Here is a 20,673-nt window from a genome sequence, read left to right as displayed (position 1 = left end):
ACCCGATGGCCTCCGACTCCGTCGCTCTCGCCCGGATCACCCCGGCGCGCCGGCTGCTGCTCCTCATCGTGCCCGCCCTGGTCGTCGGGATGGCCTCGGCCCTGATCCTGCTCGCTGTCAGCCTGCTCGCCGAGCAACTCCAGGCCGTGCTCTGGAAGACGCTTCCGGACGCGCTCTCCATCGGCCGCTACTCCTCGCTGTGGATGATCGTGACGCTCACCGCGACCGGCCTCGCCGTCGGGCTGGTCGTCCGCACGGTGCACGGCCACGCAGGCCCCGATCCGGCCACCACCGGGCTGGTCGATCCACCCCTGCCTCCGGACGTCATCCCCGGACTGCTGGTCGTGACGGTGCTGGCACTGGCGGGCGGGGTCAGCCTGGGGCCCGAGAACCCGATCACCGCCGCCAATATCGCGCTCGCCTTCTGGCTGGGCCGCCGGGCCGCCCCGGACAGTACGGCCGGCCTCTGGATCGCGCTCGCCTCGGCCGGGACGATCGGCGCCCTCTTCGGCACCCCGGTCGCCGCGGCCCTGATCCTCACCGAGTCGCTCACCGAGGGCCGCGGCGAACCGGGCGCGCTCTGGGACCGGCTCTTCGCCCCGCTCGCGGCAGGCGCCGCGGGGGCGCTCACCATGAAACTGCTGGCCCATCCCAGCTTCGACCTGTCCCTGCCGGCGTACCCGGGAGCGCACTGGGTCGATCTGCTCTCGTCGACCGTGATCGCCTCGGCGGGGGCGGCGCTCGGTCTGGCGGCGGTGTACGCGGTGCCGCACGCGCACCGGGCGTTCCGCGCGCTGCGGCATCCGGTCCTGATGCTGACCGCCGGTGGTCTGCTGCTCGGGCTGCTCGGCGCGCTCGGCGGGCATCTCACCCTCTTCAAGGGGCTGGACGAGGTGAAGGAGCTCAGCGCCGATCCGAGCGGCTGGTCGGCCGGGCAGTTCGCCACCATGGCCGTGGTGAAGACGGCCGCCCTGGTGATCGCCGCGACCTGCGGCTTCCGGGGCGGGCGGATCTTCCCGTCCGTCTTCGTGGGCGTCGCGCTCGGCATGTGCGCCCATGCGCTGGTCGACGCGGTGCCGTTGGCCCTCGCGGTGCCGACCGCGGTGCTGGGGGTCCTGCTGGCCGTCACCCGGCAGGGCTGGCTGAGCCTGTTCACGGCGGCGGTGCTGGTCAGCGACTCGGCCGTACTGCCGCTGCTCGCCTTCGCCTCACTGCCGACCTGGCTGCTGGTGACCGGACGGCCGCAGATGCAGCTGCGCGCGGACGGCACACCGCTGCGGTGAGCCGGAGCCCCTCCCGGTCCCGTCCGACGCGCCGGTCACGGCAGTTGTCCGTATCGTCGCATTCATATGGTCATGCCTCGCTTGCCCCACGGCGACGGCCTCGCGGCCGGGAGCTGCCCCCGGGCACCGAGCAGACCACCGCCAGAACCACCACCAGCTGAGAAGGGCTCTCCGCCGATGCCTCTCCATCAGGGTTCGAACCACGGCAGGGAACCGTCCGCGGAGCGCCGCAGGCTCGCCCTCAACCCCTTTTTCGGGGAGGCGGACCCGACTGCGGGTATGACGTCCGCACCGCCCAGGCATCAGCTGCCCGACGGTCCGCTGCCGCCCTCCACCGCGTACGGACTCGTCCATGACGAGCTGATGCTCGACGGCAACTCCCGGCTCAATCTCGCCACTTTCGTCACCACCTGGATGGAGCCCGAGGCCGGGGTGCTGATGGGCGAGTGCCGGGACAAGAACATGATCGACAAGGACGAGTACCCGCGCACCGCCGAGCTGGAGCGGCGCTGTGTGTCGATGCTCGCCAACCTGTGGAACGCCCCCGACCCGTCGACGGCCGTGGGCTGTTCGACCACCGGATCCAGCGAGGCCTGCATGCTCGCCGGCCTGGCGCTCAAACGACGCTGGGCGGCCAGGCACGCCGACCGCTACCCGGCGACCGCCCGGCCCAATCTGGTCATGGGCATCAATGTGCAGGTCTGCTGGGACAAGTTCTGCAACTTCTGGGAGGTCGAGGCCCGGCAGGTCCCGATGGAGGGCGGCCGCTTCCATCTCGACCCGCAGGCCGCCGCCGAGCTCTGCGACGAGAACACCATCGGTGTCGTCGGGATCCTGGGCTCCACCTTCGACGGTTCGTACGAGCCCATCGCCGAACTCTGCGCGGCCCTGGACGCGCTGCAGGAGCGCACCGGGCTCGACATCCCCGTCCATGTCGACGGTGCGTCCGGGGCGATGGTGGCGCCGTTCCTGGACGAGGACCTGGTGTGGGACTTCCGGCTTCCCCGCGTGTCGTCCATCAACACCTCCGGGCACAAGTACGGCCTGGTCTACCCGGGCGTCGGCTGGGCGCTGTGGCGCTCGCCCGCCGAACTCCCCGAGGATCTCGTCTTCCGGGTCAACTACCTGGGCGGCGACATGCCGACCTTCGCGCTGAACTTCTCCCGGCCCGGCGCCCAGGTGGTGGCCCAGTACTACACCTTCCTGCGGCTGGGGCGGGAGGGCTACCGGGCCGTTCAGCAGGCGTCCCGTGATGTGGCGAGCGCACTCGCCGCCCGGATCGAGAAGCTGGGCGACTTCCACCTCCTCACCCGGGGCGACGAGTTGCCCGTCTTCGCGCTGACGACCGCGCCCGATGTGCGGGCGTACGACGTCTTCGACGTGTCACGCCGGCTGCGCGAGCACGGCTGGCTGGTGCCCGCGTATACCTTCCCCGCCAACCGGCAGGACCTGTCGGTGCTCCGGGTGGTGTGCCGCAACGGCTTCTCCTCGGACCTCGCGGAACTGCTCGTGGAGGACCTGCGGCTGCTGCTGCCCGACCTGCGCTCCCAGCGCCATCCGCTGAGTCACGACCGGGACGTGCCGACGGCGTTCCATCACTGAGTCAGGGGGCGGGGGTTCTACCGGCCGAGCCGGGCGAACCTCCGCACCGCCAGCGGGAAGAACACCGCGATCAGTGCCGACGGCCACACCAACGCGAGAAGTTCCGCATGATCGCGTCCGCCACCCTCGCCGCACCCTCTCGTCGCCACCGGGGCATCTTGATTAGTCGAGGTCCCCGGGATCCGGGACACCGGTCGCGTACGGGTTCTCCTCACCCTCGGCGAGCACCCCGACGAACGGATCGCCCTCCCCTGCGAAGGTGTACGCGCCGCCCTCGATCCGCTCGATCAGCCCCCGCGTCCACTCGGCTCCCGCGTCCGCCGAGTGGACCCACATGTTCATGATCTCGCCGATGTGACCGAGCGACTCGGGCCCGCCCTCCGGCGTGTAGTACTCGGTGACCGACGCCCGCCAGGCCGCCAGCCCCGCCACCCGCTCCTTGAGCAGCGCGACCGCCTCGGACCGCTCCAGGTCGACGATGAAGCCGATGCCCGCCGACAGCACGTCCATCTTCTGGTCGTACGAGGTCAGCGCCGCACGTAGCAGGGCGAGGTACTCCTCGGTACCCTTCTCGGTGATCTCGTACTCGGTACGGGGCGGGCCGCCCGCGGTGCTCGGGGCGATCTCATGGGCGATCAGCAGCCCTTGCTTCGCCATCTGCTTCAGGGCGTGGTAGACCGAGCCCGGCTTGGCGTTGGACCACTCGTGGGCGCCCCAGTACTCCAGGTCGTTGCGGACCTGATAGCCGTGCGCCCGGCCGTGCTGACGCACGGCACCGAGGACCAGCAGCCGGATCGCGGACATCCCACCCACCCTTCCTATTCAACTTTGACTAGGGTAGCCCGCCTCCTCGGCGACCAGTTCGAACGCGGTCCGGCCGTCCAGGGACTCCCGGATGATGTCCGCGTGCCCGGCGTGCCGGGCGATCTCCTCGACGAGATGGACCAGCAGCCAGCGCATCGAGCAGCGCTCGTCCTTCGGGAACCAGGGCGCCTCGGGCAGCGGGAACGTGTCGCTCATGCTCTCCACCGAGTGGATGAACTCCTCGGTCTCCGCCGCGACCTTCGCCCAGAACTCCAGCATCTGCGGGACGGTCTCGTCCCCGACCAGCCGGAAGCTGTCCGCCCACGTCTCCTCGGTGCGGGCCTTCTCATTGGGCCGCTGCTGAGCGAGACGCAGCCAGTTCAGCTCGGTCTCGGCGACATGCTTGAGCAGCCCGGACAGGGAGAGTTCGCCGGCGCTGGGCCGACTCGCCGCCTGCTCCTCTGTCAGCCCGATCAGCGAGCGCCGGATCGCGCCGCGCTGGGCCTCGACGAAGGAGAGGAGCGCGCCGCGCTCGTCGCCGTGGGCCTCTGCGGGAACGTGAGTGACCATGATGTCCGCCCTTCGGAACTGTTCGAGCCTGCGCTCGGTGTCTTCCTGACACCGACCAAGCTACGGACCCTTGCGGACAGCTTCCGTCCTCAACAGGCGGGCATCAGAGCGAGAATTCGGTCCGGCCGTGCTGGATCGAGATCCACTTCTGCGTGGTGAACGCCTCCACGGTGGCTTCGCCGTTCAGCCGCCCGGTCCCGGAGAACTTCTCTCCGCCGAACGCCACCATCGGGTCGTCCGCGATCGTGGCGTCGTTGACGTGGAACATCCCGGTGACGATGCGCTGCGCGAACCGCACCCCGCGCTCGGCGTTCCGGGTGTGCACGGCACCGCTCAGCCCGTACGGGGTGTCATTGGCGATCCGCACGGCCTCCTCCTCGCCGTCGAACGTCATCAGCAGCGCCACCGGGCCGAAGATCTCCTGGACGAGCAGCGGCGAGTCGTCCGGGAGCCCCGCGAGGACGGTCGGCTCGACGAGATTTCCACGGGTACCGCCCCGCACGAGTGCCGTGGCGCCCTCGGCGACTGCCTGGTCCACCAGCGCGGTCAGCGCGTCGGCCTGGAAGGTGTTGATGACCGGGCCGATCTGGGTGGCGGGGTCGCGCGGGTCGCCGGTCCTGAGCGCGGCCACCTTGGCGATGAACTTCTCGGTGAACTCGGGTGCGACGGAGCGGTCCACCAGAATGCGGTTGGCGGCCATGCAGACCTGCCCCTGGTAGACGAAGCGGCTGAAGACGGCCGCGTCGACCGCGTAGTCGATGTCCGCGTCGTCCAGCACCACCAGGGCGCTGTTGCCACTGAGTTCGAGGATGGCCCGCTTGAGGAGTCCGCCCGCGGTCGCACCGACATGGCGGCCGACCCGGTCCGAGCCGGCGAAGGAGATCACCTTGGGCACAGGGTGCGCTATCAGCGCGTCGCCGATCTCGGCGATGTCGGTGACCAGGACGTTGAGCAGTCCGGCGGGCAGCCCGGCGTCCTCGAAGATCTTGGCGATCAGCCCACCGCCGACGACGGGAGCGTTCTGGTTGGGCTTGATGACGACCGCGTTGCCGAGCGCCAGGGCCGGTGCGACCGACTTCATCGTCACCAGGAAGGGGAAGTTGAACGGGCTGATCACGCCTATGACGCCGACGGGCAGCCGGTAGACGCGGTTCTCCTTGCCGTCCAGCGGGGACGGCAGGATCCGCCCCTCGGGGCGCAGCGCCTGCTGGATCGCCTCGCGCAGGAAGTCCTTGGCGCAGCGGATCTCGAACTCCGCCTTGAGCCGGGTGCCGCCCAGTTCGTCGATGATCGCCCCGATGATGTCCTCGGTGCGCTCCTCGGTGATCCGCAGGGCGCGTTCGAGGACGAGGCGCCGTTCGTACGGGTTGGTGGTGGCCCAGACCCGCTGGGCGCGCTCGGCGGCACGGTAGGCCTCGTCGACCTCCTGCGCGGTGGCGACGGTGATGGCGGCGAGCTTTTCCCCGTTGTACGGATTGAAATCGATGATGTCCCACGAGCCCGTGCCGGTCCGCCACTCACCGTCGATGTACTGGTTGGCCAGCTCGTTGAAGAAGGACATGCGATCCCTTACTGCAGGTGCAGACTCCTGTTGATACGTCATCGTACTGATGAATCAGGACAGTTGGAGAAGGCCGCGGAGCAGATCACGGCTCTCTTCGGGGCCCGGACTGTCGTGGTGGAGCCGCGTCATCGCCTTTTCGTACTGGGCGACTTCCTCGGCCTTGTCCAGATAGAGCGCACTTGTCAGCTGCTCCAAATAGACAATGTCCGACAGGTCGGATTCCGGGAATCGCAGCATTGTGAAGGAGCCGCTCTCTCCGGCATGCCCGCCAAAACTGAAGGGCATCACTTGAAGCGTGATGTTCGGCTGTTCCGACATTTCGATCAGATGCCGCAATTGTGCGCGCATCACCTCGCGTTCGCCGTACGGGCGGCGCAGCGCCGCTTCATCCAGCACGGCATGGAAGCTCGGAGCGCGTTCGGAGACGAGGACCTTCTGCCGCTCGAGCCGGAGTGCCACCCGGCGGTCGATCTCGGCGGCGGGGGCGCCGGACATGCCGCGGGAGACGACGGCGTGCGCGTAGGACTCGGTCTGCAACAGGCCGTGGATGAACTGGACTTCGTAGATCCGTATGAGCGAAGCCGCCCCCTCCAGACCGATGTACGTCTGGAACCAGCCGGGCAGCACGTCTCCGTAACTGTGCCACCACCCCGCCACGTTGGCCTCGCGAGCCAGGCCGAGGAGCGAGTCGCGCTCCGCCTCGTCCGTGACCCCGTAGAGCGTGAGCAGGTCCTCGACGTCCCTGGCCTTGAAGCTCACCCGTCCCAACTCCATGCGGCTGATCTTCGATTCGGAAGCACGGATGGAGTAGCCGGCCACCTCGCGGGTGATGCCGCGCGAGTCGCGCAGCCGCCTGAGCTGAGAGCCCAGCAGGATGCGCCGCACCACGGATCCACTCGACTCGCCTGCCGCCACTGGTCCAACCCTCCCCATCGCTTCCTGGGCATCGGGGCACCCCCGGAACCCCAAGAGCCGGATTCTGCCATCAAAATGCTTCAGCCCGTACTCATTCGATTACGGAAATGAGACGACTTCCGGAACGCCATGAAACTGTGTGCAGGGAGAAATGAGCAAGAACCGGCACGGGGTCGGACAGGTCCGGCGCGTGCACGTGCATCTGCCCTTGCATCTGCTCAGCGCATTCGGAACCATGGGCCCCGCGCACCTGCGTGCTCGTTCGTGTTGTGCCGCTGTACCACCGCAGTACCGCTACAGCCGCGAATCCCGGGAGTGCCTCGCATGGGGACGAATGGATCGACGATGCTCGGGCCGTTACGGCAGGGGCTTCCCCCCATTGACCCCTCAGCCGTCTCCGGATCGGCCACCTGCACCCTGCCGGTCCGGTACGAAGCCGTCGGCGGGGCCCGCCAGTTCACCAAGGCGACGCTGGCCCGGTGGGAGTTGAGCAACCGTTTCGACGACGTCGCCCTGGTCGTCTCCGAGCTCGTCACCAACGCGCTGCGGCACGCGCTGCCCGATGACGCCCCGAGAGACCCTCAGGAGGCTCCGGTAAGGCTGCACTTGATGCGCTGGTCCTCACGTCTGGTGTGCGCGGTGCGCGACCCCAGTCAGGCGAGTCCGGTGGCATCCGAGGCGGCGGACTCGGCGGAGTCGGGCCGCGGTCTGTTCCTGGTCGAGTCGTTCAGTGACGGCTGGGGCTGGCACCCGTCCCCCGCACTGGGCCCGGAGAATCCGCCCGCGGGTTCGCAGGCGCAGCGCGGCAAGGTGGTCTGGGCGCTGTTCCGGCTCTCCGACACCGTCTGACGCACGCGGCCCGGCGCGGCGCTCCGCGCGCACAGCCTGCGCTTTCCGCCCGTACGGCGGTCAGCCGCCCGCTACCAGGTGATCGAACTCCCCGTCCTTCACGCCGAGCAGCAGCGCCTCTATCTCGGCCGGCGTATAGACGAGGGCGGGCCCGTCGGGGTCGCGTGAATTCCGCATCGCCACACCCCCGTCGGGCAACTTGGCGAACTCCACGCAGGATCCCTGGGAGTTGCTGTGCCTGCTCTTCTGCCAGACGACTCCGCGAAGCTCTGTGGCGGTCATGCCGTTGTACACGTGGTGCACAGGACGCTCCCCGAGTTGCAAGGTGCAAGTGTCAACTGGGTCGGATCATAGCTGTGTTCACATGCCGATGCATGAGCAGATGCACGTGCACGCGGGGTGTTCTCTTGATTACAGCTTTGCCTTCGCCCGCCCGCCCGCTCGCACGGAGAGATAGACGAACGGTGCGTCTATTTGGCTCCCGGCAGCATGAGTTGCCCCGCAAATTGATCGGCACGCCCTGGTAACTTTGGGCGGTCTTTCGTCAACCAGGGGGAATTCCAGGTGCACCCACTCGTACGAACCGGCGCCGTCGCCGTCGCGGGTCTGGCCGCCGCGGTCGCACTGACGGGCTGCGGCAGTGACAGCGGGAAGAGCGACTCGGACACGGGCGCAGCCGACGGGTCCACCTCGGCACCCGCCGACGGCAGCGACAGCGGTTCCGCGGGAGACGCCGCGGCGCTCGACGGGACATGGGCCGGGGTGAGCGACGGCAAGGCCGTCGCCCTGTCGGTCACCGCCGGCAAGGCCGCGCTCGTCGCCGACGGCCACGTCTGCTCGGGCGAGGTGAAGGACATGGGCAAGGTGATGCTGGCACTGAAGTGCACCGACGGCGACACCACCCGCACCATGGGAGCCATCGCGTCCAACAACGGCAAGACGATCGTCGTTCAGTGGGACGCCGGCGGCAAGGACACGCTGGCCAGGACGGAGCCGGGTGCGCTGCCGACGGGACTGCCGGGCCTGCCCACCCCGTGACGCGGGAGCGCTGCCGGACCGTTCAGCTCCGTCCGGCACCGCTCGTCCCGGGCCGGGCGCCCGCGCCGCCGTCCAGCGCCCGGGAGAACTCCTCGAGGGACTCCAGCAGCAGATCGGCCCCGTTCCGTACGACCGGGTCGGATGTCCGCCCGCGCCGCCGGTCCTCCTCGTCCCACCGCTCCAGCGCCTCACGGACCGCGTCCCAGCGCGGTGCGCGGCGCTCCCGCACATCCTTCGCGCCCTGCTCGGTGGCCCGGCGCAGCGCGTCGGCGAGTTGCGCGGCGGGGACGGGAGTGGCATCGCCCTCCGGCAGGTGCGCCTCCATCAGCATCGCGGCCCGGCCCAGCTGGGCGAGGGTGTGCTGGGCGTCCTCGGCGGCCGTGCGGGAGAGGCCGCGGTGGCGCACGGGTTCGTGCTGGGCCCTCGCGACCGCCTCCTGCCAGGCCACGCGGGCTTCGCGGGAGGCGAGAAGCGCGGCGCGGACGTCCTCGGCGCCGCGCTCCGCCGGATCCGCGTACTGGTCGACGACGGCGGCGGCGTACCGCCCGCCGGCTGCCAGCCAGTCGCCGAGCCGGTTGCGCAGCCGAGGGGTTTCCCAGGCCGGGTAGACGGCGTACGAGATCATCGCGAGGAGCCCGCCCACCAGGGTGAGGACGACGCGTTCGGCCACGGTCTGCGACCAGACGTCGCCCGCCATGCCGAGCAGGAAGACGACGTACGCGGAGACGCACGCCTGGCCGACCACGTACCCGGTGCGCATCAGCAGGTACATCAGCAGGGCGCAGCCGACGGCGAGCGCGGCGGCGGGACCGACACCGGGATGGATGGCCCGGACGATGGCGGTGGCGACGAAGACCCCGACGATCGTGCCGCCGAACCGGCCCGCGGCTCGGGCGTACGTCTGGGAGAACTCGGGCCGCATCACCATGATGGCCGCCATCGGCGCCCAGTAGCCGTGACCGAACGGCAGGGCGGCGCCGACGAGATAGCCGACAGCGACGACGGCAGTGACCCGGACGGCGTGCCGCAGGATCGGCGAACCGGGGCGCAGTTCGGCGCGCATCGCCCGCAGGACGACGGGGACCAGCCGCAGCAGGGTGGGGCGGCGGCGGTGCGGGGTGATCGTGTCGGCCGCGTCATCGGCCTCCGCCCGGTCCTCCTTCGTCCCGTCGCCCTCGGCGGTCTCGATGACATCGGCGAGCAGCGCGCTGAGGCGGCGCGCGGCACGGCGCGCGGCTCCGGTGAGGATCGCCTCGGTGTCGGGGGTCTTCAAGGCGGCGACGGCGGGGGCGGGGAGGCGCACCGGGGTGCCGTGCCGGATGGCGCGGGCCGCGGCGTCCAGTACGGAGGCTGCGGCGGCGAGGAGTTCGCAGACCCGGCCGCGTTCCGGACCTTCGGCGGGGGCGCCCACCGCCGGGTCCGCGAGCGAGGCGAGCACCGGCCTGATCCGTTCGGCGACGCCGCGGGAGCCATGCAGTTCGGCGGGGCGGTGGCGGGCCTGGCGCGGGGTGACGGCGGCGGCGCTGCGGGCGGTCATCAGCGGGACCGGGTCGAACGCTGCGACCGGGTCCTGGCGCAGCCTGCGGGCGTAGTCGGCCTCCGCCGCCAGCGCGTCGGCGAGGGCGTCGCGCTGGGCGCCCCATCTGCGTACCGGAAACAGGACGATCAGCGCCGCCTGGACGACTCCGCCGAACGCGATCATCACAGCGTGTACGGCCGCCTCGGCAACGGAGGTGGGGAGGGTGATCGTGACCAGCATGATGCCGACATTGGATGCGGCGATGATGCCGCCGGTCGGCCCGGCCGCCCAGGCCAGCCCGGCCAGGAACGTCCAGAGGACCAGCAGGGCCATGAACAGCGGGAGATGGGCGCCGGTGAGATAGCCGAGGAACGTCGATACCGCGAGACTCGCACCGGAGACCAGGGCCAGGACGGGCCGGGGGCGCCAGCTGCGCTGGAAGGTGGCGATGGCCGCCTGGAACGCACCGAACGCGGAACTGGCGGCGACCACCGGCCCGAAGAAGGCTAGGCCGACCCCGATGACCAGGGCGAGTCCGGCCGCGCCACGGATCGCGATGAGCGGTTCGAGGCGCCGCCGCTCGATCGTCAACCCCGAGCGGGCGGTCTCTCTCAGCGCCCGGAGCCAGCTCATGGACCGAGCCTAGTCGGAATGCCCCTTATGCGGACTTTCCGGTCATTCGGTCGAAGGGGGGCGCCACCTGCTCGCGTACGCCCCGCTACCGGGAACCGTCGATGCCCGGCCGCCGCTCGCCCATCCGGGCCCGGTCGGCGGCGGCCGTGCCGTGCGCCCAGCCCTCGCCGTCCGTCACTCCGCGCACCCGGGTGCTGGTCGTCCGAGGGAACATCCGGTCCGCGGCGTCCGTGACCGCCACATCCCGCGCCGCCAGGACCGGCAGCAGATCGCCGTCGGCGGCGACTCCCTCCGAGACCGAGGCCGCGGTCACCCGGGCGGTGTCGGACGCCAGGCGCGCGCCCAGCCGCTGGACGTACGCCATCAGGAAGGACTGACGGAACGTCTTGGTCCGATTGCGCCCGCCGGCCCGCTGGCCCGCCTCGGCCTTCGCCATCGCCGCCGTGCCCTGGACCAGCAGGGAGGTGTACAGCAGCTCCACGGCCTCCAGGTCCGGCTCGAAGCCGACGACCGTCGAGAAGCCGAGCTCGCTGTTCCACACGGCACGGCAGCGGTTCGCGGAGGCGACGGCGTCGAGCAGGATCGCCTTCGCCGTCTCGTACGGGGCATCGACCCCGATCCGGCAGGCGCCCGGCGCCTCCTTGCTGTGCGTACGGGCGGCGAGGAGGGCCTCGTCGATGGAGTGCCGGGCCATCAGCTCCTGCGCCTTGGTGGTGAGGGCCTCCGCTTCCTCCGGGAACCCGGTCGCCTCCGCCTTCGCGAGCAGCGCGCGGATCCGGGTCAGCATGCGGGGTTCGTCGTGCGCGGGCGGCAGATCGAGCCGGCGGCCGGGGGCGCCGGGCGGCGGGCCGACCGGCTCGATCGAGGGGAGCCGGAGCAGCAGCCGGTAGAGACCGAGGAGGGCGGAGGCGTACAAGAACCGGTCGGGCCGGTTCCGCGGCGGCGGCGCGGGCAGCTCGGCCAGCTGGGACCGCCAGCGGGGCGGCAGCTGCTCGTACCGGCCGGTCTCCGCGGTGATCAGCGCGGCGGCGAGCCCGGCCCCGGTCTCATCGAGTTCGCGGCGGACGATCCGTACGACATCGGCGGGCTGCCAGCCACGCTCCCAGGCCCGGCGGACGAACTCCTCTCCGCGCCGGACCAGTTCCGCGTCGGCCGCCGGATCGGCGGCGAGGAGGGAGGCACCGGTGTCGAGACCGGCGTCGCCGTCCGAGTAGAGGGCTGCCGCGAATGCCTGGTCGATCACCGGTTCCATGAGGTCAGGGTAGGCAGGGCGGCGCGGCGGGGTAGGCCTGGCCCCACCCCGGAGACGGGTTCTGGTGGTCGTGTCCGGAGGTTCCGCGCGCGGTTCTATCGAAGACATGACCCCCACTGCTGCCGCCGACGCGGTACGGCTCCGCTCCGTACGACGCTCGTACGGGAACCTCGACGCCCTCGGCGGCGTCGACCTCACCGTCCGCCCCGGCACCTTCACCGCCGTCATGGGCCCCTCCGGCTCCGGCAAGTCGACGCTCCTGCACTGCGCGGCCGGGCTCGACCGGCCTACGTCCGGCACGGTCGAGGTCGGCGGGACGGCGCTGACCGGGCTCAGCGAGCGCCGGCTGACACTGCTGCGCCGGGACCGGATCGGTTTCGTCTTCCAGTCGTTCAACCTGGTCCCCTCGCTGACCGCCGCCCAGAACGTGGCGCTGCCCCTGCGGCTCGCGGGCCGCCGCCCGTCCCGTACGAGGGTGCGCGCCTCGCTCGCCCGGGTCGGACTCGCCGACCGGGCGGACCACCGGCCCACCGAACTCTCCGGCGGCCAGCAGCAACGGGTGGCACTGGCGCGGGCCCTGATCACCCGGCCCGCGGTGCTCTTCGGGGACGAACCGACCGGCGCACTGGACACCGCGACGAGCCAGGACGTGCTGGTGATGCTGCGGGAACTGGTGGACCGGGAGGGACAGACGATCGTGATCGTCACGCATGATCCGGTGGCGGCGTCGTACGCGGACCGGGTGGTCTTCCTGGTCGACGGGCACATCGCGGACGACCTGACCGGACTCTCCGTGGAACGGATCGCGGCCTGGATGACCGCAGCGCGCGCGAGCGCGGCCCGTACGGACGCTGCGGTCAGGGATTGCGCGGAGGCGGCCTCGTGCTGACCGTCGCCCTGGCCGCGCTGCGGACCCGCTGGACCACTCTCATCGGCACCTTCGTCGCGCTCGCGCTCGGCGTGGGGCTGATCGCGACCATGGGGCTGGGACTCGCCTCGACCTTCGACGCCCCTGACCGGAAGCCGCAGCGATTCGCCGCGTCGCCGGTGGTGGTGAGGGGCATCGACACGCTGACCGTGCGGGTGCGGCGCGGACCGTCCACCGCTCATGTCACCAGGAGACTCGCTCATCCACACCCTGTGGATATCAAACTTCTGCGCGACCTGACGGCGCTCGGCCCGGTGGCCCGCGACGGACAGGACGTCGGCGGCGGCCCGGACGCCGTGGGCGTGGACGCTCCCGTCGCCGAGGTCCGCCGCGTCGTGGGCGACCGCGCGGAGGTCCTCACCGGCGACGAACGCCGCCGCGCCGACCCGGTGACCGAGCGGGACGCCGAGGCGCTGCCGGCCGTGAACGCGCTGCTCGGCACGGCGGGCTCCGTCACCGCGTTCGTCTCGGTCTTCGTCGTCGCGTCGACGTTCGCCTTCGCGGTGGCGCTGCGCCGACGGGAGTTCGGTCTGCTGCGCACGGCGGGCGCCACCCCCGGCCAGCTGCAGCGAATGCTGCTGGTGGAGGCGGCCGTGGTCGGTACCCTCGCCTCGGCGGCCGGATGCGCACTGGGCGACCGGTGCGCACCGCACCTCGCCCGGCTGCTGGTCGACGGCGAGATGGCGCCCTCCTGGTTCGCCATCCGCCCCTCGGCCTGGCCGCTCCACGCGGCGTTCTGGACCGGTCTGGCCGTAGCGCTGACCGGCGTCTGGGCGGCGTCGCGACGGGCTGGCAGAACGGGTCCGGCCGAGGCGCTGCGCGAGGCCGACGTCGATACGGGCGTGCTGCCGCCCGTGCGTCGGCTGCTGGGCTTCGCACTGCTCGTGGGCGCCGTGTTCCTGATGACGAAGTCGCTGGTCACGGACCCGTCCGGGCTGCTGAAGCGGAAGACGTACATGACACAGCCGATGGTGCTGATCACCGGCGTCGCCCTGCTCGCGCCGCTGCTCGTACGCCCGTTGACCCGGCTGCTCCGGCTTCCCGGGGCGACCGGAATGCTCGTACGGGCCAATGCGGCGGCGTCCTTGCGCCGTACGGCCGCCGTGGCCGCTCCCGTACTGATCGCAGTGGCACTGGCCGGCTCGTTGCCGGGTTCCGCGATGACGGTGGCGCGGGCGAAGGGCGTCGAGGCGCGCGAGCACACCCGGGCCGATCTGGTCGTGACGGGCGCGGACCTCGAGGTACGGCCGGTCCCCGGGGCGACGCTGTCCGCGTCCGCGTCGACCGCGGTCTTCGTGCGGGAGGAGGGCACCGCGCTCATCGAGACGGAGGCGCGGGCCGTCGACGACGCGAAGACGCTCGCGGCCGTCGAGCGGCTGCCGGTGGTGGCGGGCGACGTCCGTGACCTCGACGACCGTTCGATCGTCGTGAACGAGGAGTGGGAGCAGCACACGGTGGGCGCGACGGTACGGGTATGGCTCGGCGACGGCCGCCCGGTGTCGCTGCGGATCGCGGCGGTGCTGGCCATCGGCACGGGGAACAACGGCGCATACGTGACGGCGGCGAACGCACCGACGGCTCCGGTGGACCGCATCGACGTACGCCTCGCCCCCGGCGCGGACAGGGCGGCGGTCGCCGCCGCACTGCACGGCACCGGCGGCACGGTCCGGTCGACGCAGCAGTGGCTGGCCGCCACGCATCCGCGCACGAGCCCGCAGACGCGGCTCGGTCTGCTGGTGGTGCTGGGCATCGCCCTCGTCTACACGGCGATCGCGCTCGCCAACACGCTGCTGATGGCGGGATCCGTACGGTCCGCGGAGCTGGGCGCACTGCGGCTGGCCGGGGCGACCCGCACGCGGGTCCTCGCGATCGTCGCCGGGGAGACGCTGCTCGCGGTGGCGCTGGGGGCGGCGCTCGGCATGGCCGTGACCGCGGTGAACCTGGCAGGACTCGGCGCCGCACTCGCCGCGCTGTCCGCACCGGTGACGGTGTCGGTGGAGTGGCCGGTGGTGGGGGGTGCGGCCGGGGCGTGCGCGGTGGTGGCGGTTGCGGCGGCGATGCTCCCGCGGGCCGTACGGCACCGGAGCTCGGGGCAGCGCGGGCTGTGACTGCCCATCTGACCCGGGCGCGCGTGCCCCTCATCGACCTGCACGAGGCGCAGAACCCCGGGCCCACCGAACTCCTCGAAAACGATTGCTTCCCTCGTGCACGGCTCCTGGGTACCTGCCCTCGGCTCGGACGGTCCGGCGTCGGTACTCACGGCTGTGAACGAACCCGGCCATCGGAACCCACGCCCTCCATGCGACCCCACCCCACTGTCAGTCCCACCTGCCAGACTCACACACATGACCGAACGCTGGGCTCTGGCCACCACAGAGACCGGCGGCGCCCGCCTCACCCCCCTGACTGCCGGCGGCCTCCCCGCCGCCCCGGTCCTGACCGAACCCGACCTCGTGGAGGCGGTCCGTTCCCGCCCGGACGTCATCCGCTGGGTCTGGCGGTCGACCGCCGAGATCTACCCCCGCCTGTTCGCCGCGGGCGTACGGATCGACCGCTGCTACGACATCGAGGCAGCCGAATCCCTCCTCCTCGCACACGAGGGCCGGCTCGGCGAACCCCGCTCCGCCGCGGCCGCCCACGCCCGCCTCCGTAACGCCCCCGTACCCCCCGATCCCCCCTCCCGCGCCGCGGAGCCCGGCTCGCAGTCCTCCCTCTTCGAGCCGCAGTCCGGCACGGACATCCCTTTCGAGGCGCTCCTCCAGGTGTACGCGGAGCAGCTCCGCCGCCACGACGCCACCGCCCACCCCGGCCGCATGCGTCTGCTGACGGCCGCCGAGTCGGCCGGCATGCTGGTCGCCGCCGAGATGAACCGGGCCGGCCTGCCCTGGCGGGCCGACGTGCACCGGGAGCTCCTGCACGACCTGCTGGGCGAGCGGTACGCCGGCGGCGGCGAACCCCGCCGACTGGCCGAGCTGGCCGAAGAGGTGTCCACGGCGTTCGGCCGTCGGGTCCGCCCGGACCTTCCCGCCGATGTGGTCAGGGCGTTCGCACAGGCCGGGATCAAGGTGAAGTCGACTCGCCGCTGGGAGCTGCAGGAACTGGACCATCCGGCCGTGGAGCCGCTGATCGAGTACAAGAAGCTGTACCGGATCTGGACGGCGCACGGCTGGAGCTGGCTCCAGGACTGGGTGCGGGACGGCAGGTTCCGCCCCGAGTACCAGCCGGGCGGCACCGTCAGCGGCCGCTGGACCACCAACGGCGGCGGGGCGCTGCAGATCCCGAAAGTGATACGGCAGGCGGTCGTCGCCGACGAGGGCTGGCGGCTGGTCGTCGCCGACGCCGACCAGATGGAGCCGAGGGTTCTGGCCGCGATCTCCCGCGACCCCGGCCTGATGGAGGTCGCGGGCCATGACGGCGACCTCTACACGGCGCTGTCGGACCGCGCCTTCCACGGCGACCGCGACCACGCCAAGCTGGCGCTGCTGGGAGCGATCTACGGCCAGACCTCGGGCGACGGCCTGAAGAACCTCGCGGCGCTGCGACGACGCTTCCCGCTTGCCGTGGCATATGTCGACGACGCGGCGAAGGCGGGCGAGGAGGGCCGTCTCGTACGGACCTGGCTGGGCCGGACCAGTCCGCCGGCGGCCGGGAGCGGGGACTACGACGAGGCCGGTATCCCGCAGGAGAGCGACGAGCAGCCGTCCGGGGAGGGCGAGTTCACGCCGGGCTACGCCTCGTCGAACGCCCGGGCGCGTGGCCGCTTCACCCGTAACTTCGTGGTGCAGGGCAGCGCCGCCGACTGGGCGCTGCTGTTCCTGGCCGCACTGCGTCGGTCCCTGGCCGCCGCCGGTCTCCGGGCCGAACTGGTCTTCTTCCAGCACGACGAGGTGATGGTGCACTGCCCCGAAGAGGAGGCCGAGGCAGTCGTGAAGGCGATCCGGGCCGCCGGTGACCTGGCGGGGCGGACCGCCTTCGGCAGGACGCCGGTGCGCTTCCCTTTTACGACGGCGATCGTGGAACGCTACTCCGACGCCAAGTAGCAGAGCTCACCCGTCGGGGCGCTCGGCCGCCTCCGTCCCGGGCTCGCCCTTCCGCAAGGGCTGCGTCGGCTGCGTGGGCTGTGTCGGCTGCGTGGGCTGTGTCGGCTGCACCGTCTCCGCGGGCGGAACGACGCGCCCGGTACCCGCACCCGGCCCGCCGAACCCGGCCAGCCCGTGATCGTAATGCACGGCCCGCAGATGCCGGTGCCGATGCCGGGAATTGAGCAGATGGATGACGTACGCCGTCAGCGCGATCATCGCCAGGACGACCGCCGCGGTGATCAAGGTGTCCATGAGAGACGGCCCCCTTCGCGCGCGCAGGCCGAGACTTCTCCAGGCTACTCCGCGAGCCCTCCGCACAGGTTGCCGGCCGAACGGGGAAAGCGGCCCGGACCAGGAACGTTTCCGTTCCGGCCCGGACCGGGGCGCGGCCCGCACCCTGGGTGCGGAGGCATCCGGGGCGCCCGCGCAGCGGTGGTGCGCGACTGCTGCGTGTCATGCAGTACGCGTCACCGACCCGCAGATCGGTGAACGTCCGCGGCTTCTCGCTCGCCCGACGCACCGTCACCACGTCGTGCCCGGATCCGGCGACGGCGAGAAAGGCCTCGCCCACGGCGGAACCGACCACCCGGGCCCGGCTCCGGCCCCGGTGATGCGGCGCAGTCCGCGGGCGTCGGTGGTGGCGACGGCCGGGAGACGGGGGGCGGGATCGGCGGAGACGGTGCCGGTCGTCAGCCCGGCCGGCGCGAGCGCGGCGGTGGCCACGGTGGCAGTACAGGCGGCCCGTACACGTCTATGAAGCACGGATCTCTCCACTCGCCGACCGCACCGACCAGTGCTTCGGCCACTACAACGGCCGGATCAGGGACGCCCGGGGCCAGGACATCGTCGTCGAGCAGCTCCTCGGCTGGGCGCAGGACGTCCATATGCGCTGGTGATCTCCCCGGCATCCGCCCACGGCAGTAGGTTCCCCTCATGCGAATAGGCCACCTGCTGGGCACGGGACGATCTGCCGATGTGTACGCGATGGACGAGGCATGGGTCCTGCGCCGCTACCGCGACAGCAGTGACGCCAGACCGGAGTTGGCCGTAATGTCCTACCTCTCGGCCTTCGGCTACCCGGTCCCCCGCCTCGGCCCGAGCCCGGCCGCCGCCACCCCCTCCGACCTCGTGCTGCAACGCCTGACCGGCCCGACCATGCGGGAGTCCCTGCTCTCCGGCGCACTCACCGGGGACGAGGGAGCCGCGATCCTCGCCGGTCTCCTCACCGACCTGCACACGATCCCGGCCAGGCTCTCCCCGGATCCCGAGGACCGGATCCTCCACCTGGACCTGCACCCGGACAACGTGATGCTGACGCCCGACGGCCCGGTGGTGATCGACTGGCGGACCGCCGCTGAGGGGCCTCCCGCCCTGGACCGGGCCATGTCGTCACTGATCCTGGCCCAGGTGGCGGTCGACCGCACCTCCCCGCAGGCAACGGGCGCCCGCTCCCTGCTCACCGCTCTGCTCCCCCGCCTCGCCGACCGGGGCGGCATCCCGGGCGCCCAGCTGGCCCAGGCGGTCTATCGCCGCGCGGCGGACCCGAACCTGACGCAGGACGAACGGGAGTTCATCGACGAAGCGGCGGACCTGATCAGCGAATGGGCAGGATGAGGACCGATCCGGCGACCGGTCGGTGATCAGCTGCACGCACGAAAGCAGCGACATCACCCGGTGCCCGTGGGGCAGGGTGGTGTCGCTTACCCTGCGCGCGAAGTTGCCGAAGCCCATCACCGAAGGCCATTCGGTCAGCAGCAGGCCCTTCTCGTCCTACAGCGGTCGCGCGAATGTCTCCTCGAAGACCGCAGTGATCAGGCTGCGGACGTCCTCGGAGACAGGCGAGCAAGATCTCCCCGCACGATCCGCTCGGCCGCTGCCTGGTCCCAGCGCGGGTTGAGCTCCTGCCCCATCCTGAGCGTCTCGGCGACGGTGAAGCGCTTGAACAACGCCTTCTCCTGGCCGAGGAAGGCGTATCGCGGCATGACGCCGGGCGAGTCCACCGACACCCCGAACATGCGCAGTTCGCCGACCGTGCCCTCCACCAGTCGGGTCGCGATGCCCAACAGGGTGCTCCTTCCTGCCCCGTTGGGCCCCACCAGTCCACAGATCCGCCCGGCGGGCAGCCTGAACGAACAGTCCTGAAGTGCCCATCCGCGCCGGTACTTTTTCCCCAGCCCTTGCGCCTCAAGGGCCCATGGGCTCCCGGCGGTGTCCGGAGTGGTCATGTCGGGCACACCCTCCCCCAGACTCAACTAGTCACCTAGTGGAATTACGGTCTTGGCCGCTCGTGGCTGTCAAACGCCGCCGGGCCGGACCCCGCGGCCGGCTCCGCATGCGCCCGCGCCCACGGACGCCTCAGCCCCGGCCCCCGAGACGGGTACCGATCTTGAGGAACGTGTCTGGCGCAGCGGCGCCCGACGCACCGAAGGCGACATGGCCTGGCAGCCGAAACGCACGACGCGGTCGAGCCCCGGCGGGACGAAGAGGCGCCGCCCGTGGATACCGCCGGCCATGAAGGAGCCGTACGGATCATTGGGGATCCACGACAGGTCGCGGTACGAGAGGGTGGCGGGCGCCGCGCACAACTGCCCCCCTCGTCCGGACAAGGAACAACCCCAGGTCACGGTGAGTGAGTCCTGGGGTTTCCCCGAGCCGTCTCCGGGATTCGAACAAGGGCCACGGACGCGCTGCCGGAGATCAGCTGACCAGCCAGTTCGGGGCGTCACGCGGCGTTTCGTCGGCTCATACAGACCGGGGCCGCACATACGGTGGCTCCCGGTGCCCCATATCGACCCGTCACCGTCAGTCGTCGCCGACGACTCCGATGTCGATACGTTGCTCTGCCGGGAGCCTAGCCAGTGGCCGAGGTGGGTGTCACTCGGGTCGATGGACGTCTCCATCGGCGGTGCGGCTCTCACCGGTTGCCTGGTGTATTAGTTAGCTTCCTCCTTATTTGCCCGTAGTCAAGAGAAGAAGCGGAAAAAATTCACCGCAGATGAGCGGACCGGCCACCGCACGCGCCGACGCACCCCGAAAAAAGCAAACGCCCCAGATCACGGCGAGTGAGTTCTGGGGCTTCCACAGAGCCGCCTTCGGGATTCGAACCCGAGACCTACGCATTACGAGGCCGCTGGGGATCGTGCCGGGCTATGCCGTGCGATCACGCCAAATCCCGTTTTCCCAGATCAGAGCGCATGCCGCGGTCCATCTGTTCGCGCCTCGTGTTTCACCGTCCAAAGGCGTCCGCGCTCCCCTTGCGCTCCCCCGGAAGGTCAGTACGGGGGCAGCGGCCACGATCGCCTGCCGTCAGCAGCATGCGGGCGGTCAAGTCGTGACGACGAACTGCTCGCCCGCGCGGGGGCGGGTAAGTCCGTGGTCCCGCTGTCGTCACGGTGGCATTCCCTCCGCAGCCTGCCGTGCCGGCCATTCCCCGATCTGTCCTCGCCGACGCTCTCGCCGACGTGACCAGGAACCCGGTGCCGCCGAAGGTGTGGCGCAACTGGCTCACCCTCGGCGCCGCCAGCCTCCAGCTGGGTCTGGGGCCGGACGGCCGCCGGTACCCGTACGCGCAGGAGTAGAGCGGCTGGTGGCCCTGCGAGCCGACGGAGACCGACCCGTTGATCGCGCTCGCGAG

General features: G+C 71.2%; 18 protein-coding genes and 2 pseudogenes. 9 read left to right on the top strand and 11 right to left on the bottom strand.

Annotation, left to right across the window (positions count from 1 at the left end):
* The first annotated feature begins 5 nt into the window (after positions 1-5).
* Positions 6-1,283 (top strand): ion channel protein, encoded by a 1,278-nt coding sequence (locus OH809_RS23460; protein ID WP_406420544.1) that lies wholly within the window; start codon positions 6-8, stop codon positions 1,281-1,283.
* A 177-nt stretch (positions 1,284-1,460) separates the two neighbouring features.
* Positions 1,461-2,885: a glutamate decarboxylase gene (locus tag OH809_RS23455; protein ID WP_406420545.1), complete on the top strand. Its 1,425-nt coding sequence runs from the start codon at positions 1,461-1,463 to the stop codon at positions 2,883-2,885.
* Positions 2,886-2,902: 17 nt separating this feature from the next.
* Here the strand turns inward: OH809_RS23455 and OH809_RS23450 are convergent.
* The 5 genes and pseudogenes from OH809_RS23450 to OH809_RS23430 form a co-directional block, all read right to left on the bottom strand.
* Positions 2,903-2,998, bottom strand: a pseudogene (locus OH809_RS23450) (ABC transporter permease); the annotation flags it as partial.
* 49 nt (positions 2,999-3,047) lie between these two features.
* Positions 3,048-3,689 (bottom strand): PadR family transcriptional regulator, encoded by a 642-nt coding sequence (locus tag OH809_RS23445; protein ID WP_406420546.1) that lies wholly within the window; start codon positions 3,687-3,689, stop codon positions 3,048-3,050.
* Positions 3,690-3,707: 18 nt separating this feature from the next.
* Positions 3,708-4,259 carry a DinB family protein gene (locus OH809_RS23440; RefSeq protein WP_406420547.1) on the bottom strand — a complete coding sequence of 184 codons (552 nt, stop codon included), beginning with the start codon at positions 4,257-4,259 and terminating at the stop codon, positions 3,708-3,710.
* Between the two features lie 103 nt (positions 4,260-4,362).
* The gene (locus OH809_RS23435) at positions 4,363-5,820 is read right to left on the bottom strand and encodes an aldehyde dehydrogenase family protein (RefSeq protein ID WP_406420548.1); all 1,458 of its coding nucleotides are present in this window, start codon (positions 5,818-5,820) and stop codon (positions 4,363-4,365) included.
* 54 nt (positions 5,821-5,874) lie between these two features.
* The gene (locus OH809_RS23430) at positions 5,875-6,756 is read right to left on the bottom strand and encodes a helix-turn-helix domain-containing protein (protein ID WP_406420549.1); all 882 of its coding nucleotides are present in this window, start codon (positions 6,754-6,756) and stop codon (positions 5,875-5,877) included.
* Positions 6,757-7,062: 306 nt separating this feature from the next.
* Between OH809_RS23430 and OH809_RS23425 the strand changes: the two genes are divergently transcribed.
* Positions 7,063-7,587, top strand: coding sequence for an ATP-binding protein (locus OH809_RS23425; RefSeq protein WP_406420550.1), 525 nt, complete (start codon positions 7,063-7,065; stop codon positions 7,585-7,587).
* A 60-nt stretch (positions 7,588-7,647) separates the two neighbouring features.
* On the opposite strand, the gene OH809_RS23420 is transcribed toward OH809_RS23425, so the two are convergent.
* The gene (locus tag OH809_RS23420; protein WP_406420551.1) at positions 7,648-7,890 is read right to left on the bottom strand and encodes a DUF397 domain-containing protein; all 243 of its coding nucleotides are present in this window, start codon (positions 7,888-7,890) and stop codon (positions 7,648-7,650) included.
* Positions 7,891-8,151: 261 nt separating this feature from the next.
* On the opposite strand from OH809_RS23420, the gene OH809_RS23415 reads away from it, so the two are divergent.
* The gene (locus OH809_RS23415; protein WP_406420552.1) at positions 8,152-8,625 is read left to right on the top strand and encodes a hypothetical protein; all 474 of its coding nucleotides are present in this window, start codon (positions 8,152-8,154) and stop codon (positions 8,623-8,625) included.
* Positions 8,626-8,647: 22 nt separating this feature from the next.
* On the opposite strand, the gene OH809_RS23410 is transcribed toward OH809_RS23415, so the two are convergent.
* On the bottom strand, positions 8,648-10,777 hold the full coding sequence (locus tag OH809_RS23410) for an FUSC family protein (protein WP_406420553.1): 2,130 nt from the start codon (positions 10,775-10,777) through the stop codon (positions 8,648-8,650).
* Between the two features lie 85 nt (positions 10,778-10,862).
* Positions 10,863-12,029 (bottom strand): DUF2786 domain-containing protein, encoded by a 1,167-nt coding sequence (locus OH809_RS23405; RefSeq protein WP_406420554.1) that lies wholly within the window; start codon positions 12,027-12,029, stop codon positions 10,863-10,865.
* Between the two features lie 106 nt (positions 12,030-12,135).
* On the opposite strand from OH809_RS23405, the gene OH809_RS23400 reads away from it, so the two are divergent.
* The 3 genes from OH809_RS23400 (at position 12,136) to OH809_RS23390 (ending at position 16,997) form a co-directional block, all read left to right on the top strand.
* Positions 12,136-12,918: an ABC transporter ATP-binding protein gene (locus OH809_RS23400; RefSeq protein WP_406420555.1), complete on the top strand. Its 783-nt coding sequence runs from the start codon at positions 12,136-12,138 to the stop codon at positions 12,916-12,918.
* Positions 12,912-15,065, top strand: a complete 2,154-nt coding sequence (locus OH809_RS23395; RefSeq protein WP_406420556.1) for an FtsX-like permease family protein — start codon at positions 12,912-12,914, stop codon at positions 15,063-15,065. Before OH809_RS23400 ends, OH809_RS23395 begins: the two co-directional genes overlap by 7 nt.
* 237 nt (positions 15,066-15,302) lie before the next feature.
* A complete protein-coding gene (locus OH809_RS23390) occupies positions 15,303-16,997 on the top strand; it encodes a bifunctional 3'-5' exonuclease/DNA polymerase (protein WP_406420557.1) in 1,695 nt (564 codons plus the stop codon).
* Positions 16,998-17,003: 6 nt separating this feature from the next.
* Here OH809_RS23390 and OH809_RS23385 read toward each other — a convergent pair whose 3' ends face one another.
* Positions 17,004-17,291, bottom strand: coding sequence for a hypothetical protein (locus OH809_RS23385; protein WP_406420558.1), 288 nt, complete (start codon positions 17,289-17,291; stop codon positions 17,004-17,006).
* 270 nt (positions 17,292-17,561) lie between these two features.
* A complete protein-coding gene (locus OH809_RS23380; protein WP_406420559.1) occupies positions 17,562-17,801 on the bottom strand; it encodes a hypothetical protein in 240 nt (79 codons plus the stop codon).
* Between the two features lie 171 nt (positions 17,802-17,972).
* Here OH809_RS23380 and OH809_RS23375 point away from each other — a divergent pair, with 171 nt between their 5' ends.
* On the top strand, positions 17,973-18,653 hold the full coding sequence (locus OH809_RS23375; protein WP_406420560.1) for a phosphotransferase: 681 nt from the start codon (positions 17,973-17,975) through the stop codon (positions 18,651-18,653).
* 239 nt (positions 18,654-18,892) lie between these two features.
* Here the strand turns inward: OH809_RS23375 and OH809_RS23370 are convergent.
* A pseudogene (locus OH809_RS23370) lies at positions 18,893-19,264 on the bottom strand (ATP-binding cassette domain-containing protein); the annotation flags it as partial.
* A 1,191-nt stretch (positions 19,265-20,455) separates the two neighbouring features.
* Here OH809_RS23370 and OH809_RS23365 point away from each other — a divergent pair.
* Complete coding sequence (locus OH809_RS23365) at positions 20,456-20,617, top strand: hypothetical protein (protein ID WP_406420561.1); 162 nt, start codon at positions 20,456-20,458, stop codon at positions 20,615-20,617.
* Positions 20,618-20,673: the final 56 nt, after the last annotated feature.

It is taken from the genome of Streptomyces sp. NBC_00873 (genome assembly GCF_045207415.1).
In the GTDB taxonomy this organism is placed as follows: domain Bacteria; phylum Actinomycetota; class Actinomycetes; order Streptomycetales; family Streptomycetaceae; genus Streptomyces.
Note: the sequence above shows the minus strand (reverse complement) of the source record. Positions and strands in the feature narration are given on the sequence as shown.